Here is a 15,464-nt window from a genome sequence, read left to right as displayed (position 1 = left end):
CTTCACTCATCACAGATGACCTGAAGCATAAAGGGGACAGTGTCGGAGCGGACGATCAAGTCAGTAAGCCGGAAATCGCAGAATTGGTATTGAAGATTGATAAGTATATATTGTAAGAATGAGAGACTTCCGTTTTTTTGCGGGGGTCTTTTTTCTTTGTGTGTATTTCAAGACTGAGAGGGTTGTGTAACTATCCAGACAACTGTCTAAAAATAGCTACACTTGATTATATCTATAGAAACTGAATATGCGAGAGTATAAGGTTATGCTACTGTTTACTGTTGGCATAACTCTTGCAAGTATATAGTTGAATCATAAATCAGTTGTACAGATGGAAAGAGAGGGGATTCAATTGATGTTCAATAAAATATTAATTGCGAATCGTGGAGAAATTGCTGCAAGGGTGATTAGAGCATGCAAAGAAATGGGGATTAAAACTGTTGCCATCTATTCGGAAGCAGATGCACAATCCTTGTACGTTAAAGCTGCCGATGAAGCATTCTTAATTGGACCAGCCCGTGTAAATGAAAGTTATTTGAATATAGACAAGATCATTGAGGTTGCGAAAGTGTCTGGAGCTGAAGCTATTCATCCAGGTTACGGTTTGCTTTCGGAAAATGTACAGTTTGTAAAAAGGTGCGAAGAAACGGGGCTAGTTTTTATCGGACCGAAATCTGAAGCAATAGATAAAATGGGCAGCAAAATTGAATCAAGAAAATTGATGGAAAAAGCCGGTGTACCAATTATTCCTGGTATTAACCATTCATTAGAGAATGCAGAAGAGGCTGTTGCAGTTGCAGAGAAAATTGGTTATCCTATCATGTTAAAAGCTTCTGCTGGTGGTGGAGGAATTGGTATACAGACGGTGAAGAACAGCGAAGAATTGAAGAAGGCGTTTGTTAGTAATCAAAAAAGGGCGACAGATTTTTTTGGGAATGGTGATATTTTTATTGAAAAGTTTGTAGAAAGTCCTAGGCATATTGAAATTCAAATATTAGCTGATAGTAAACAAAATACGGTTTACTTATGGGAAAGAGAGTGTTCTATACAACGGCGTCATCAAAAAGTATTAGAAGAAGCACCATCTTCATTTTTGGATGAAGAAACAAGAGTGAAAATGGGCGAGGTTGCTGTGAAGGCTGCTAAAGCAATCGGATACGTCAATGCTGGAACCATTGAATTCTTAGTAGACGAAGACAAGAACTTCTACTTTCTTGAAATGAATACCAGATTGCAAGTAGAGCACCCAATAACAGAGGAAATCACAGGAATTGATATCGTTAAAGAACAAATCAATATTGCAGCAGGAAAAGACCTGCCATTCAGACAAAGTGACATTAAAAAGTTAGGTCACGCTATTGAAGTACGAATTTATGCAGAAGATCCAAAAACATTTTTCCCGTCTCCTGGTAAGATCACTAAACTGGAATTGCCAAGTGGTGAAAATGTGCGACATGAACTGGCGATAAATGAGAGTTCAGTCATCACGCCATATTACGATCCTATGATTGCGAAGTTAATTGTGAAAGGAAATACAAGAAATGAAGCTATTAAAGAGATGAAGAAGGCTCTTGATCAGTATATTATAGAAGGAATTAAAACGAATATTCCTATGTTAAAAGAAGTTATTGCGCACAAAGCATTTTCAGAAGGTAATACGACGACAAACTTTGTAGAAGAACATCTGCGAGGGAAGTTAGCTCAGTTATGAAGATAAAGAGATATAATACACTATAAAAGACAGGCTGCCTGGGCTCCATATTTTATTGGAGTTAGGCAGTCTGTTTGTTATTCGTTGATCTTAAAACTAGATTTTTCTTTGATTTGGAACTTTTCAATTTTGTAATAGAGAGACGAACGACTGATCCCTAACATTTCAGCCGCTTTGGTTCTATTGCCATCTGTTTTTGTGAGTGCATCAATTAATAGAGACTTCTCGGTGTTATTAATTAGCTCTTTTCGGTTGAAAACATTAGATTGTGAAGGCGATTGGAGAACTTCTTGTTGTGGTAATTCTTTGAGTTGAATTCGTGATTGATCAAGATGTATATTATCCGCATTAATCCAATTACTAGTTGTAAAGTGAAACGCACGCTCCAACACATTCTCTAACTCTCTAACGTTCCCAGGCCACTTGTGTTGGGCTAACTTTTCCAAAGCTTCATTTGTTATGCCGTTAATTTGTTTATATGTTTTTGATTTGAATTTGTTAATGAAAAATTCGGATAGGAGCGAAATATCTTCAGATCTATCACGAAGCGGAGGTATGTGTAATTGTATAACATGGAGTCGGTAATACAAATCAGCCCTGAACGATCCATCTTGAACCATAGCAAGTAGATCTTTATTAGTTGCTGCTAAGATTCTTACATCCGTTTGTATTGTTTTAATCCCGCCTACAGCTTCAAATTCTTTTTCTTGTAATACCCGCAAAATTTTCACCTGCAACGATAATGGCATGTCACCAATTTCATCTAAAAATAACGTCCCACTTTTTGCTAATTCAAATTTACCCAGTTTCCCACCTTTTTTTGCCCCAGTAAAAGCACCATCTGCGTACCCGAAAAATTCGGATTCCAAAAGTTCCTCCGGTATAGCGCCACAATTGACAGTAATAAATGCTCCAGGTCTCTCAGAAGCTTGGTGAATTCCTGCAGCAAATAATTCTTTTCCTGTCCCGCTCTCTCCAGTTAATAAAATGTTCGAGAATGACTGCGCAGCAGTATAGGCATCATTTTTGAGGCTATTAATTTGTTTGTTTTTCGAAATGATCAGTCCGAATGGATTGTTTTCAAGTGAGACCTTTAGCAGTTCTCCACGATAATAAGAGATTTCGGTTTCAAGACGCTCCATTTGTTGTAAAAGGTCTTTCCAGTCTTCTAATTGTTTAAATATAAACTTGAATATAGCCCCGATATTTTTACCCTCTTCAATGATAGGCATTTGAGACAATATGGCTTGCTGACCTTTAATCTGTAAAAGTTCACCCGCAATACTTTCATTGTGAAGAATACTTTTATCGGCCGGTATTTCTGGCAGAAGAGTTTGTATTTGTTGATTGATTACTTCTTTTGTTGATTGATATCCGAGTAATGACAAAATACCATGATTAGCTCTTGTAATTATACCTTCCGAATCTGTTATAAGAACTCCGTCATAAGAGAGTTCTAATGCGCTATCTAACGTTTTTTCAATACTTTTTGTGATTTTCAATTCCTTTGCAATTTTCTCTAGTTCGGTGATTTCCTTCAGCACTACAATTGCTCCGATCACAACGTCCCATTCTATGATTGGAATAAAAGTTGCAATCGTTGTTGCTTTTGAAAAATGGACTTTTTTTACGAAGCTGTTCTTGGTTGTAATAGAATCCTTTAGATTCTTGAATAGAGTATGTGATATATCCAAGATAGAAAGGTTTAGTAATTCATCTTTTTGAATTTCAATAATGGTAACGGCAGCGGTATTTACTGAGGTTATACGCATCTCCAAATTAACTGAAATGATGCCATCTTCCAAGCTATTCACCAGTGAAGATAATTGGTTGGCGGAACTTTTTGTATCAGTAATCAATCCTGAAATTACTTCTGCTGTTGCTAAAATACCGGTGACATGGCCTGCTTCGTTTAGAACGACAGCATGTGCAACGTTTTTTTCGATTAATAATTTCTTACCATAAATAAGATAATCATTTTCGTTCAGCGTGACGACGTTTTTAATAATAACCGGTTCAATTACTGCATCAAATGCTTCGTTTTCCAGTAGCAAGCGATATAGAGAGTATTTTGTAACGATACCTAAGAAGTGTTCATTTTTATAGACACAAGCGATGTCCTGCTTTCTATTTAAAAATAGTTTCATAACTTCTTTTGCGGTGGCTTCATTGGAAACTTTAATAAATTTTGAAGAAGCAAGTTGGCGAACTCTGATAGGTAACATCTCCTTTTGATTGATGAATCTCGGTTTTCCTCGATGTTTCACTAGTAGTCTAACAAGCTAATACGTAAATTTAAGAAACTAATGGATAATTTAAGTTTATATGGCAAAGAAAAGAAAATCAATACAACTGTGTGAATATTTGTACAACTATCAGAAATTCTACACATGTGGCTATTCTAATATAATCCCAGTTTAGAAGAAATACACGGTTTGTCGGTAAATAGTAGTTGGCATGACTCTTGCAAGGTATATAAGTGAATTAAAAATAGGATGATGAGGAGTGGGGCAATTGCGTAAAGATTATCAAAAGTACTTATCAGAGAAAGAACGAATCTTAAAAGGTGGAAGAGAAAAGTATCATAAACAAAATGAAGAACAAGGTAAGTTATTTGTTAGAGAGAGGTTAGAAATGCTTTTTGATCCGAATTCGATTGTCGAGGATGGGTTGTTCGCGAATAATCTGGATCCATCGCTTCCGGCAGATGGCAGTGTAACAGGAATCGGAGAAATAAATGGTCGAACTGTATGTTTCTTAGCTGCAGATTCAACTGTTAAGGCAGGCTCATGGGGGCCGAAGTCCGTCGAGAAAAATATTCGTATCCAAGAAAAGGCTGCGGAATTAAAAGTTCCTATTGTATATCTTATTGATTCGGCGGGGGGGAGGATAACAGAACAGTTAAATGTTTTCCCCGGTAAACGACAAGGCGGCAAGATATTTTACAACCAAGTCCAATTATCGGGTGTGATCCCCCAGGTCACAATTTTATTTGGACCATCACCAGCAGGATCAGCGTACGTTCCAGCATTTTCTGATTTGGTTATTATGGTTGATGGAAATTCAAGTGCGTATCTAGGGTCTCCGAGAATGGTAGAGATGGCAATTGGTGAAAAGACCACAATGGACGAAATGGGCGGCGCTAGAATGCATTGTTCGGTAAGTGGGTTAGGTGATGTCTTAGTAGATAGCGAGGAAGAAGCGATTGATGCTTGTAAACGATACTTAGGGTATATGCCTCAGTCTTGGAAAGATGGTCTTCCTTTAGAAAAAGTAGTAGCCCCGGTTAGTGGAAGAGACGTGAAAGAGATAGTTCCTTTAAATGAGAATACGCCGTTTGATATGTATGAATTGATTGATCAAGTAATTGACGAAGGCAGCTGGTTTGAATACAAAAAGCTATTTGCACCAGAGTTGATTACAGGATTTGCACGATTGAATGGAGAAGTTAAAGGAATTATTGCCAATCAATCCAAAGTCAAAGGTGGAACATTATTCGTTGATTCACCAGACAAGGCTGCACGATTTGTGATGATTTGTAACGCGTATAATATTCCTTTGCTTTATTTGTCAGATGTACCTGGTTATATGATTGGCTCAAAAGTAGAGCAGAGTGGAATTATCCGCCATGGTGCCAAGATGATTTCAGCACTTTCAGAATCAACGGTTCCCATTATTTCATTAGTAGTTCGAAAATGTTACGGCGCGGGTCTTTATGCAATGGCAGGACCGGCATTTGGTTCTGATGTAGTGTTAGCGTTGCCGAGTGCACAAATAGCGATAATGGGTCCACAAGCCGCAGTGAATGCAGTCTATTATAACAAGATTCAAGAGCTTCCCGAAGATGAGCGCGCGGCTTTCATAGATGAAAAAAGAAAAGAATACTTGAAGGATGTGAATCTTTTCAAAGTAGCTTCAGAATTAATTATTGATGACATAGTCGGATTTGATGACATTCGGACTGAAGTGATTCGCAGATTCAAGTTTTATAAGACAAAGTCTGTTATGAAGTACGAAAAACGTAATGCGATACATCCAGTGTGATGAGTAAATAGTTAGGGGGATGAAAATGAGTTATGAAACTGTGTTATATGAAACATCCGAGAATATAGCGAAGATTACTATGAACCTTCCTGATAAGAGAAATCCTTTAGACGAACAGTTAACAAGCGATTTAAAACACGCGATCCAAAAGGCAGATAGTGATACAGAAGTCCATGCCATCATTTTAACGGGAGCGGGGAAAGCATTTTCTGCAGGTGGAAATTTAAAGGACTTTAAAGAGTACGCTGAAAAGCCGATTCCGCAACTTTACCAAGAGGGTTTGGAAAGTACAGAGTTATTTAAGCTAGGCGCAATTGTAAAAACTCCCATAATTTCTTCTGTTAACGGCGCAGCACTTGGTGGTGGAACAGGTCTCGTAGCGATGTCGCATATTGCAATTGCATCAGATCAAGCAAAGCTGGGATTAACTGAAATGAAATTGGGACTTGTTCCATATGTAATCTTGCCGTGGGTAAGGCGAGCTGTCGGGGATCGTCGTGTCATGGAGATGATGTTGACAGCAGAAGTTATGGATGCTGAAAAAGCAAAAGAATATCAATTGGTGCATCGTGTAGTGCCCCATGATCAGCTAGAAGAAAAGACGTGGGAACTTGCGAAGATGGTCGCATCTCATAGCCCATTGGCGGTTGGGCTAGGCATGGAAGCATATTTCGCAACAGAGCAAATGGACTTTATGAAGTCATTCGATTACTTATCTACACTAAGACTCGTGTCATTTAAAAGTGAGGATTTAAACGAAGGTGCATCCGCATTTTTAGATAAAAGAAAACCAAAATGGACAGGGAAATAAGGAGGAATCATTATGATAGAAATACCATCACCAATGGGTGGAAGTGTCTGGAAGACTGAAGTCCAAGTAGGAGAAGCAGTGGCGGTTGGGAAAGTTCTAATAATTTTAGAGTCAATGAAAATGGAAATTCCGATTGAAGCAACAGAAGCGGGTACTGTGAAAGAAATAAAAGTAGCAGAAGGCGACTTCGTACAAGAAGGCGATACTGTGATCACTATTGAAACCTGAAAAATAAGGAGGTTATATAAGATGAAAACGGTTCGAGTCGGTGCGGCACAAGGTTTTTATGGAGACACAATAGAGCCAGCTGTTGCTACAGCTAAATACGGTAATGTAGATTACCTAAGTTTTGATTGTTTAGCAGAATTAACAATGTCTATACTCGTAAAAGATCAGAAGAAAGATGAAAGTTTTGGCTATACACGCGATATCACTACATCAATGAAAGCCTTACTTCCTTATGTAAAAGAAAAAGGAATTAAGCTTTTAACAAACGCTGGTGGGGTTAATCCACTAGGTGCCCAAAAAGAAATTATTCGTGTAGCAAAAGAGCTGGAAATGGATGATTTAAAAGTGGCAGTTGTTACAGGCGACAATATATTTGATCAAATGGATAGCTTACTATCTAAAGGTGTCCAATTTGATCATATGGAAACTGGAGAATCCATTAGTGAAGTGCAAGCTAAGCTAATGTTTGCAAACGCATACCTTGGTTCAATGCCAATTGTTGAAGCATTAAAACAAGGTGCGGATATTGTAGTTACGGGTAGAACAACTGACACAGCACAGTTTTTGGCACCATTAATTTATGAGTATGGTTGGTCAGAAGATGATTGGGATCGACTTGCAAGTGGTATTTTTATGGGGCATTTACTCGAGTGTTCCGCTCAATCGACAGGTGGAAACTTCAGTGGTGATTGGGATCAGATTGAAGGCATGGAGAAAATCGGTTATCCGATAGCGGAAATGAGTGACAGTGGAGATTTTATCATCACGAAGGTAGAAGAGCGTGGAGGACGCGTATCTGTAGATACAGTGAAAGAACAAATGCTGTATGAGATACATGATCCTTCAGCTTATGTAACGCCTGATGTCACTGTCGATCTAACGCAAGTGAAGCTCGAGCAAGTTGGAGACAATCGTGTACGAGTGAGCGGTGTTAAAGGGAATCCTAAACCAGACAACTTGAAGGTTGTGATGGGTTATGAGGATGGGTATATGGGGCAAGTGCTTGTTGGCTATTCATGGCCAGATGCTTTGAAAAAGGCGAGAAAGTCAGATGAAATCATACGCCAACAAATTAACGAAAATGGGTTAACGTACGATGAAATACAGACGAGTTATTTGGGCTATGATTCGATACACGGTCCACTGGCAAGTGAGCCTAGTGAAGATTTGAACGAAGTGTATTTGCGAATGGCAGTACGAGGAAAAACGAAAAGGGATGTACTGCAGTTAAATCGTTTAATTCCTCCTTTATTCCTTAATGGTCCTCCATCAGCAGGCGGATTCTTCGGAAATATTCCACCAAGACAGTTGCTTGGTATGTGGGCAACGCTCATTCCGAGAGAGCTGGTAGAAAGCCAAGTGAAGGTCATAGTGGAGGAGGTGGGGACGTATGTCTAAAATCCTTTTGAGAGATATTGCACAAGCGCGATCTGGAGATAAAGGCAATACAGTCAACATCGGATTATTTGCTCCAAGTAGAGAGTTGTATGAAATTTTTGATCAACAAGTTACAGCAGAAAAAGTGAAAGAGCACTTTCAAGAATTGATTGCAGGAGAAGTGATCCGCTATGAAGTGCCAACTATAAACGCTTATAACTTCATATTAACGGGAGCTTTGAATGGCGGCGGTTCAAGATCTATCCGGATCGATAGTCTTGGAAAGTGTTTCGGTGCAAATTTACTGCGAATGGAAATAGAAGTTCCAGAAGATGTGCTAAAAATATCTAATCAAACAGTTGATAAAGCGGGGGTGTAAGTATGATATATGAACCTTATTTTACGGAAGAGCACGAACAGTTACGCAAAGTCATTCGAAATTTCGTCGAGAAAGAAGTGAAACCGTTCGTAGAAGAGTGGGAAGAGGCCGGGGAATTCCCAATAGAAATAATAAAAAGAATGGGAGACTTAGGTTTTCTTGGACTTCGTTATCCTAAAGAACTCGGAGGTCAAGGCGGAGATTACTTTACATCTATCGTATTTGCGGAGGAACTTGCTAAGTGTGGTTGTGGCGGATTTCCGATGGCCGTCGCCGTTCAAACGGATATGGCTATACCCCCAATTGCGGAATTTGGCAATGACGATCAAAAGAAACGATTTTTCATTCCAGCTGTTAAAGGGGATAAGCTTGCTGCAATTGGGATTTCTGAACCGAATCATGGTTCCGACGTGGCTTCTATTGAGACACGAGGGCGAAAGCAAGGCAATGAGTGGATTATAAATGGTACGAAAATGTATATTACAAACGGTTCGCGTGCAGATTTCGTTACGCTTGTCACAAGAACATCAGATGAACCAGGTTATAAAGGACTCAGTCTAATCTTAGTAGACCTTGATAGCCCGGGTGTTTCTATCAGTAAAAGATTGGACAAAGTCGGTATGCGTTCATCAGATACGGCTGAAATAATATTTGATAATGTCAGTGTGCCGAAAGCAAACTTGCTTGGAGAAGAAGGAAAAGGTTTCTCGTATATTATGTGGGAACTGCAAGGAGAGCGACTGATTTCAGCAGCAGCTTCGATCGGGTTGGCCGAGTCTGCCTATGATCTAGCTTATGAATATGCAAAAACGAGAAAACAGTTTAATCATCCGATTGCTAATTTTCAAGTGATTTCTCATCTATTGGCTGAAATGAAAACGGAAATAGAAGTATGCAAAGAATTGACATATGCGACTGCGTACCGTTTTTCCAATGGCGAAGTACCGAGTAAGGAAATTTCAATGACAAAACTAGCAGCTGCACAAATGGCCCACTGGGTTGCGGATCGAGCATTGCAAATATTCGGTGGTAACGGATATATGGCAGACTATCCTATTGAGCGTATTTGGCGCGATTCAAGACTTAATCGTATTGGAGCAGGAGCAGATGAAGTGATGAAAGAAATCATCTCAAAACAAATGGGCTTATAAATCAGCGAAAAAGGAAGTGAGAAAATGACACACTGGATGTTTAATGAAGATCATAATATGTTTCGCAAATCAGTAAGTAGGTTTGTAGAAAAAGAGATTGTACCATTTGTTGAGGAATGGGAAAAAGCAGGCGAGGTTCCAAGAAGTCTTTTTGAACAAACGGGGGAGTTGGGATTTTTAGGGACTAAGTTTCCAGTCGAATATGGAGGAGCAGGGTCTGACCTTATTATGGATGCCGTTTTTATTGAAGAACTCATAAAATGTGGATCGGGCGGAGTAGGAGCTTCTATTGCTGCTCACATCGGTATAGCCATGACGCCGATTTGGAATTTTGGTAATGATGAGCAGAAGAAAAAATACTTACAACCTGGTATTGAAGGAAAACAAATTGCTGCATTAGGGATCACCGAGCCAAATGCAGGTAGTGATGTTTCCTCACTAGTTACAAAAGCTGTTGATAAAGGTGATCATTATGTATTGAATGGATCAAAAACCTTTATTACAAATGGAGCTAACGCCGACTATGTAGTGGTTGCTGCAAAAACTTCCGATGAACCAGGACATAAAAATATGAGTCTATTCATCGTAGAAAGTGATTGGGAAGGTTTTTTTGTCGGAAAGAAACTTAGCAAGTTAGGATGGCGGGCATCCGATACGAGCGAGCTCTATTTTGACAATGTAAAAGTTCCCAAAGAGAATTTGATTGGCAATCTTAATGAAGGATTCAAGTATATTATGATCAATTTCCAATGGGAGAGATTGACGATGGCACTTTCTAGTATCGCATTAGCTGAAAAGGCATTGGAAGATGCTATTCGTTACAGTAAAGAACGAATCCAATTTGGAGGACCGCTAGTTCAATTCCAAGTGCTTCGACACAAGATGGTCGATATGGCTGTAGATATTGAGAAGGCCAGAAATATAACGTATCGGGCAGTTTACCAATATAACATAGGACATGATGTCACAACAGAGGCGACGATGGCAAAAGCATATGCGGCTGAAATGGTTAGCAGAGTATGTGACCAGGCGCTTCAAATCCATGGTGGGAGTGGCTATATGATGGAGTATCCTGTTCAGCGCTATTGGCGAGATGCGAGACTTCAGTCCATTGGTGGCGGAACAACGCAAATCATGAATGAAATTTTAACGAAAAGACTGAAAATAAATTAACCATTACGAGGGGGAAATATTATGATGGATGAAATTTCGGTAATTAACCGTGTTGCAATAGGTGATATTATTCGTAGATCTGCAAGTCGTTATGGTGGTAAGACAGTTCTCGTAGAAGGTGACAAAGAACTTACGTATCGAGAGCTAGATGATGCGTGCAATAGTTTCGCTAACTATTTAATTCAAAATGGTTACAAAAAGAACGATACTATTGCAACTATGTGTACCAACTCAATCGAACACGTAATAGCAATGTATGGTATTCAAAAAGCAGGTCTAATATGGGTGCCGATAAATTCAGGCCTATCTCCTAAAGAAAGAAGATATATTTTGAATAAAGCAGACGTCAAGATGACGATTATTGACAATGAAATATTACAGGTCGATCCTTCGAATTTTGCGGGTGATCAACTATTAATAGTCAATAAAGAAGAGGGAGCTCTTGGAAAATCCTTTAATGAAGCTCTTGTCGGTCAGTCTAGCAAAGAACCAGATGTTGATATTAAGGACCGAGACATAGCACAAATTATGTTTACAAGCGGTACGACGAGTGATCCAAAAGGTGTTCGTATTAGCCATTTAGCCGTCTACTTTACTAGTTTAAGTAACATTATTGACGTTGGTATAAATAAGGATGATGTTCAAGTAGCGGTATTACCAATGTTTCATTGTGCCCAGCACTCATTCTTAACATCGTTCCTAACCATTGGTGCAAAGATTACTATTGTTAAAAAGTTCGAACCGGAGAACTTTATGGAAGTAATTGAAAAGCAAAGAGCTACATTTTTGCTCGCATTACCGATCATCTATCGAGCACTTATTCATCATCCCAATCGAAGTAAATATGATATTTCATCTTTAAAAACATGTATGTATGCGATGGCACCAATGGATAGAAATACATTGGAAAAAGGTATCAATGAGCTTGGGGCAGATTTCTTGCTGGGCACTGGGCAAACCGAAATATATCCAGCTACAATGCTATTTAAACCAGAAGAGCAGCTGAAAAGATTTGGTTCATATTGGGGAACGACGGCAATTCTTAACGATACAGTAGTGATGAATGATGAAGGTGAAATCTTGCCTAAAGGTGAAACTGGAGAAATCGTGCATCGCGGTCCAAATGTCATGAACAGTTACTTGGATAACAAGGAAGAAACGGAAGCAAGTCGTTTGTTCGGCTGGCATCATACAGGAGATTTAGGATGTTGGGATGAAGATGGGCAAATGGTATTTGTAGACCGGAAAAAGGATATCATCAAAACGGGTGGAGAAAATGTAGCCTCCATCAAAGTGGAGCAAACACTATTAAATTATGAGGGAATTGAAAATGTAACGGTTGTAGGTATTCCCAATGAACAGTGGAACGAAGCGGTAACTGCTTTTGTTGTAACTAAAAAGGGAGCCAACATTACTGAACAAGAGATTATCGCTTATTCCAAAGAGCATCTTGGTGGATTCCAAGTTCCTAAAAAGGTTGTATTTATAGATACGATCCCGATGACGACGATCGGGAAAGTCCAAAAGCAAATATTACGGGAAGAATATGCAACACTGTATACGGAAGTAGACAGTGTTAACTAATAATGGAAGTAGGAAGAATCCATTGAAGCAGTTATTACTTTGAAGGATACAAGCGAATATATAAGTCTTCAAGAAGTTCGTGAATTTTGCGAAGAAAAGCTTGCTCATTTTAAAATTCCGAAGCAAATGGAACTTGTTAATGAATTGCCAAGAATTACTACGGGTTAGATATTAAAGACTGTTTTACGCTCCGAGATGATTGAAAAAACAATTAATTTATGGAGGCAGATTAACATGTTTAATAAAAGGTTTGAGCATTTTGAAGTCGGCGAAACATGGCGTTCCAGAGGTCGTACGATTACTGAGTCGGATCTTGTGATGTTTTCCGCATTTAGCGGAGATTGGCATCCGCTTCATACAGATAAGGAGTATGCAGAAAATAATACGCCATTTAAACAAAGAATTGCACATGGCATGCTGGTGTTATCAGCTGCTACCGGACTCCAAATAATGGAACCGGAAATCATAGTCGCTTTTTATGGAATTGATCATCTCAGATTTATACAGCCGACATTCATAAATGACACGATACATGTTGAATTGGAAGTAACGGAGTTAGCAGATAAGAAAAATGGTACTGGAGTTGTAACGGCCATTCAAAAAATTATTAAACAAACGGGTGAACCCGTGACGACAGGTGTCTTGAAAGTGCTTATTAACAAAGAGAAGCGGTGAATAAGGCGGATCTGTTATTGAATAAAATGGAAAACATGGAAGCTGTGAATAAAATAAGAAGACCATAACGGTACACACAACAAAAGAGGCAGTAATCTGTTTGCAAAGTTTATCTACGGAGCTGGTATTTCATAAAGAGTATAAGTACGCAGAGAAAGTATTTAAGAGCGACGATGCAAAGGAAGGTTTGAAAGTGTTTTCAGAGAAACGAATGCCTCGTTTTATTGGTTACTAAATATAGTAGATAAAGGCTTATAAATCAATTTGGGGGTCATTAGATGGTAACGATAAACGAAACATTACTTAGCGCAGTCAATACTTATCCAGATAAGGTGTTTTTGCAGGATGGCTCGAAAAGTCTTACCTATAAGCAATTAGATGAAGTGACAGATCGGTTGGCTTCAGCATTTTTAGAAGAAGGGTTAACTAGGGGAGACCATATCGCGATTCTTGCTTTAAACCAAATAGAATGGCTTATTTCATATTTTGCTGCAGCGAAGATTGGTGTCGGGGCTGTCGCCTTAAGTGTTAGATACAGGGCTCCTGAATTAGAATATATGATCAATCACTCTGAGGTAAAAGCAATCGTATCCATAGATAAGATTCCAGACTTTAATTTTTCGGACTTTTTCTTAGACTTCCAATCGAAAATCCCGTCTGTTGAAAAATATATCTTTATCGGTGAAGGATTTGAAGGTAGTTCTTCTTATTCTGAATTACTTGAAAGAAATCCAAATAACGAAAAATTGAACGCGTGTAAAAAAGAAGTGGACCCAGAGGATCTTGCAATTATGATTTACACTTCCGGAACCACAGGAAAGCCGAAAGGATCCATGATTACTCATCGAAGTATATTAGCTTCAGCACGTGCACAGGTCAATCATTTTCAAGTAAGGGAAGATGATATAACTATTCAATGTCTTCCACTTAACCATGTAGGTGGAATTACTTGTCAGGTTACGGTGACACTGATTAGTAAAGGAACAGCTATTTTAATTCCGGAGTTTCGTCCTGAATATGTGTTGACGGCTATACAAGCACATAAAGCCACAATTTTTGGCGGTGTTCCTACAATGTATTTAATGCTACTTTCCTATAATGATTTTTTCAGATATGATTTGAGTTCTCTGAGGATTAGCGTTGTAGGTGGATCTAATGTCGAACCTGCATTGTGTAATGAAATCATGAGGAAGATCCCGAATACAGAATTACTGGGCTTATATGGGTTAAGTGAAAGCTCGGGCGCGTGTATTTTATCAAGGACAACCGATTCGATAGAGAAGGTCCAAACAACACTCGGTGTGTTAATTGGAGACTTTATAGCTAAAATTGTGGATGAGAATCAACAAGAGGTCGGGATTGGTGAAATGGGTGAATTAGTAGTTAAAGGTGACTGTGTCGCAAAAGGTTATTATAGGGATGTAGAAAGTACGAAAGAAGCCTTTGCAGAAGATGGTTGGTTGTACACGGGTGATCTAGTTACAATTGACGCGGAAGGTTATATAAGTTTTAAAGGAAGGAAAAAAGAAGTTTATATTCAAGGTGGATTTAATGTGCTTCCAGTAGAGATTGAAAATGTGCTAACGATGCATCCAGATATTTCGAATGCAGCAGGCATTGGTGTTCCCCATTCGTTTTACGGTGAGATTGGTCGGTACTACATTGTTTTGAACGTTGGAATAGAACTAACAGAGGCGGAATTAATAGCTTATTGCCGTGAACATCTTGCCGATTACAAAATACCGAAGCAGTTTGTTTTCGTGGATGAATTGCCTATGACCCCAGCTGGAAAAATTCAAAAGTCTAAACTTAAAGAAATGTATTTGACTACTAGCGATTCACGTAATTGATCCTAACTTTAACTCCTATTGTAAATGCGGGCTCTAAAAAATAAAGGCAGCGTTATTTATACGCCATAATTTTTCGTTGTCTAATCAATGAATTATATGGAGTTTCCTACAGTTATAAGTGTCCGGAATAGTGGGAAAAGTTCAAACTTTCCGAAGCTGTAACTGGAAGTAGTTGAAATCTACGCGAAAAAAATCTGCAGTCATGGGGCAATTTATATAAAAGCAATAAAAGAGGTAGTTATACGTATGCCTCATTTTATTGGCTATTAAACAGGTTATACAAACAGCGTTACTTTTCTAGAAGAATCTTGTAAGCGAATTCCCACCTTGCCGGACTGCCGATTATCATCTTCTCTTCACTCATCACAGATGACCTGAAGCATAAAGGGGACAGTGTCGGAGCGGACGATCAAGTCAGTAAGCCGGAAATCGCAGAATTGGTATTGAAGATTGATAAGTATATATTGTAAGAATGAGAGAC

At 38.8% G+C, this 15,464-nt stretch carries 13 protein-coding genes and 2 pseudogenes; 14 read left to right on the top strand and 1 reads right to left on the bottom strand.

All coding sequences use genetic code 11. The annotated features are described in order from the left end of the window. Together CSV68_RS15950 and CSV68_RS15945 are read left to right on the top strand one after the other, a co-directional pair. A pseudogene (locus CSV68_RS15950) lies at nt 1–116 on the top strand (chemotaxis protein CheV); the annotation flags it as partial. A gap of 239 nt (nt 117–355) precedes the next feature. Next, entirely contained in the window at nt 356–1,711 is a 1,356-nt protein-coding gene (locus tag CSV68_RS15945) for an acetyl-CoA carboxylase biotin carboxylase subunit (RefSeq protein WP_099662624.1), read from the top strand. Nucleotides 1,712–1,788: 77 nt separating this feature from the next. On the opposite strand, the gene CSV68_RS15940 is transcribed toward CSV68_RS15945, so the two are convergent. Then, nucleotides 1,789–3,936: a sigma-54-dependent Fis family transcriptional regulator gene (locus CSV68_RS15940; RefSeq protein ID WP_099662623.1), complete on the bottom strand. Its 2,148-nt coding sequence runs from the start codon at nt 3,934–3,936 to the stop codon at nt 1,789–1,791. 289 nt (nt 3,937–4,225) lie between these two features. On the opposite strand from CSV68_RS15940, the gene CSV68_RS15935 reads away from it, so the two are divergent. From CSV68_RS15935 to CSV68_RS17480, 12 genes and pseudogenes are all read left to right on the top strand, one after another. Continuing rightward, nucleotides 4,226–5,755 carry an acyl-CoA carboxylase subunit beta gene (locus CSV68_RS15935; RefSeq protein WP_099635578.1) on the top strand — a complete coding sequence of 510 codons (1,530 nt, stop codon included), beginning with the start codon at nt 4,226–4,228 and terminating at the stop codon, nt 5,753–5,755. A gap of 25 nt (nt 5,756–5,780) precedes the next feature. Next, nucleotides 5,781–6,566: an enoyl-CoA hydratase/isomerase family protein gene (locus CSV68_RS15930; protein ID WP_158233062.1), complete on the top strand. Its 786-nt coding sequence runs from the start codon at nt 5,781–5,783 to the stop codon at nt 6,564–6,566. A gap of 12 nt (nt 6,567–6,578) precedes the next feature. Continuing rightward, entirely contained in the window at nt 6,579–6,794 is a 216-nt protein-coding gene (locus CSV68_RS15925) for a biotin/lipoyl-binding carrier protein (protein WP_099635576.1), read from the top strand. A 21-nt stretch (nt 6,795–6,815) separates the two neighbouring features. Then, nucleotides 6,816–8,192 carry an acyclic terpene utilization AtuA family protein gene (locus tag CSV68_RS15920; RefSeq protein WP_099662622.1) on the top strand — a complete coding sequence of 459 codons (1,377 nt, stop codon included), beginning with the start codon at nt 6,816–6,818 and terminating at the stop codon, nt 8,190–8,192. After that, a complete protein-coding gene (locus CSV68_RS15915) occupies nt 8,185–8,550 on the top strand; it encodes an AtuA-related protein (RefSeq protein WP_099662621.1) in 366 nt (121 codons plus the stop codon). Before CSV68_RS15920 ends, CSV68_RS15915 begins: the two co-directional genes overlap by 8 nt. 2 nt (nt 8,551–8,552) lie before the next feature. Further along, nucleotides 8,553–9,701, top strand: coding sequence for an acyl-CoA dehydrogenase family protein (locus CSV68_RS15910; RefSeq protein WP_099635573.1), 1,149 nt, complete (start codon nt 8,553–8,555; stop codon nt 9,699–9,701). 24 nt (nt 9,702–9,725) lie between these two features. Further along, the gene (locus CSV68_RS15905; RefSeq protein WP_099662620.1) at nt 9,726–10,874 is read left to right on the top strand and encodes an acyl-CoA dehydrogenase family protein; all 1,149 of its coding nucleotides are present in this window, start codon (nt 9,726–9,728) and stop codon (nt 10,872–10,874) included. Between the two features lie 21 nt (nt 10,875–10,895). Next, the gene (locus CSV68_RS15900; protein WP_099662619.1) at nt 10,896–12,458 is read left to right on the top strand and encodes an AMP-binding protein; all 1,563 of its coding nucleotides are present in this window, start codon (nt 10,896–10,898) and stop codon (nt 12,456–12,458) included. Nucleotides 12,459–12,479: 21 nt separating this feature from the next. Beyond that, nucleotides 12,480–12,626: an AMP-binding enzyme gene (locus CSV68_RS17670; RefSeq protein ID WP_099662618.1), complete on the top strand. Its 147-nt coding sequence runs from the start codon at nt 12,480–12,482 to the stop codon at nt 12,624–12,626. Between the two features lie 66 nt (nt 12,627–12,692). Then, on the top strand, nt 12,693–13,133 hold the full coding sequence (locus tag CSV68_RS15890; protein WP_099662617.1) for a MaoC/PaaZ C-terminal domain-containing protein: 441 nt from the start codon (nt 12,693–12,695) through the stop codon (nt 13,131–13,133). Between the two features lie 278 nt (nt 13,134–13,411). Further along, nucleotides 13,412–14,983 carry a class I adenylate-forming enzyme family protein gene (locus tag CSV68_RS15885; protein WP_099635569.1) on the top strand — a complete coding sequence of 524 codons (1,572 nt, stop codon included), beginning with the start codon at nt 13,412–13,414 and terminating at the stop codon, nt 14,981–14,983. 326 nt (nt 14,984–15,309) lie between these two features. After that, nucleotides 15,310–15,453, top strand: a pseudogene (locus tag CSV68_RS17480) (chemotaxis protein CheV); the annotation flags it as partial. Nucleotides 15,454–15,464: the final 11 nt, after the last annotated feature.

Source organism: Sporosarcina sp. P29, from assembly GCF_002743265.1.
In the GTDB taxonomy this organism is placed as follows: domain Bacteria; phylum Bacillota; class Bacilli; order Bacillales_A; family Planococcaceae; genus Sporosarcina.
Note: the sequence above shows the minus strand (reverse complement) of the source record. Positions and strands in the feature narration are given on the sequence as shown.

What these genes read in the sequence shown, in the direction of transcription:
- CSV68_RS15945 (WP_099662624.1), top strand. Translation starts at nt 356, where the DNA reads ATGTTCAATAAAATATTAATTGCGAATCGTGGAGAAATTGCTGCAAGG.
- CSV68_RS15940 (WP_099662623.1), bottom strand. Translation starts at nt 3,936, where the DNA reads ATGTTACCTATCAGAGTTCGCCAACTTGCTTCTTCAAAATTTATTAAA.
- CSV68_RS15930 (WP_158233062.1), top strand. Translation starts at nt 5,781, where the DNA reads ATGAGTTATGAAACTGTGTTATATGAAACATCCGAGAATATAGCGAAG.
- CSV68_RS15925 (WP_099635576.1), top strand. Translation starts at nt 6,579, where the DNA reads ATGATAGAAATACCATCACCAATGGGTGGAAGTGTCTGGAAGACTGAA.
- CSV68_RS15920 (WP_099662622.1), top strand. Translation starts at nt 6,816, where the DNA reads ATGAAAACGGTTCGAGTCGGTGCGGCACAAGGTTTTTATGGAGACACA.
- CSV68_RS15915 (WP_099662621.1), top strand. Translation starts at nt 8,185, where the DNA reads ATGTCTAAAATCCTTTTGAGAGATATTGCACAAGCGCGATCTGGAGAT.
- CSV68_RS15910 (WP_099635573.1), top strand. Translation starts at nt 8,553, where the DNA reads ATGATATATGAACCTTATTTTACGGAAGAGCACGAACAGTTACGCAAA.
- CSV68_RS15905 (WP_099662620.1), top strand. Translation starts at nt 9,726, where the DNA reads ATGACACACTGGATGTTTAATGAAGATCATAATATGTTTCGCAAATCA.
- CSV68_RS15900 (WP_099662619.1), top strand. Translation starts at nt 10,896, where the DNA reads ATGATGGATGAAATTTCGGTAATTAACCGTGTTGCAATAGGTGATATT.
- CSV68_RS15890 (WP_099662617.1), top strand. Translation starts at nt 12,693, where the DNA reads ATGTTTAATAAAAGGTTTGAGCATTTTGAAGTCGGCGAAACATGGCGT.
- CSV68_RS15885 (WP_099635569.1), top strand. Translation starts at nt 13,412, where the DNA reads ATGGTAACGATAAACGAAACATTACTTAGCGCAGTCAATACTTATCCA.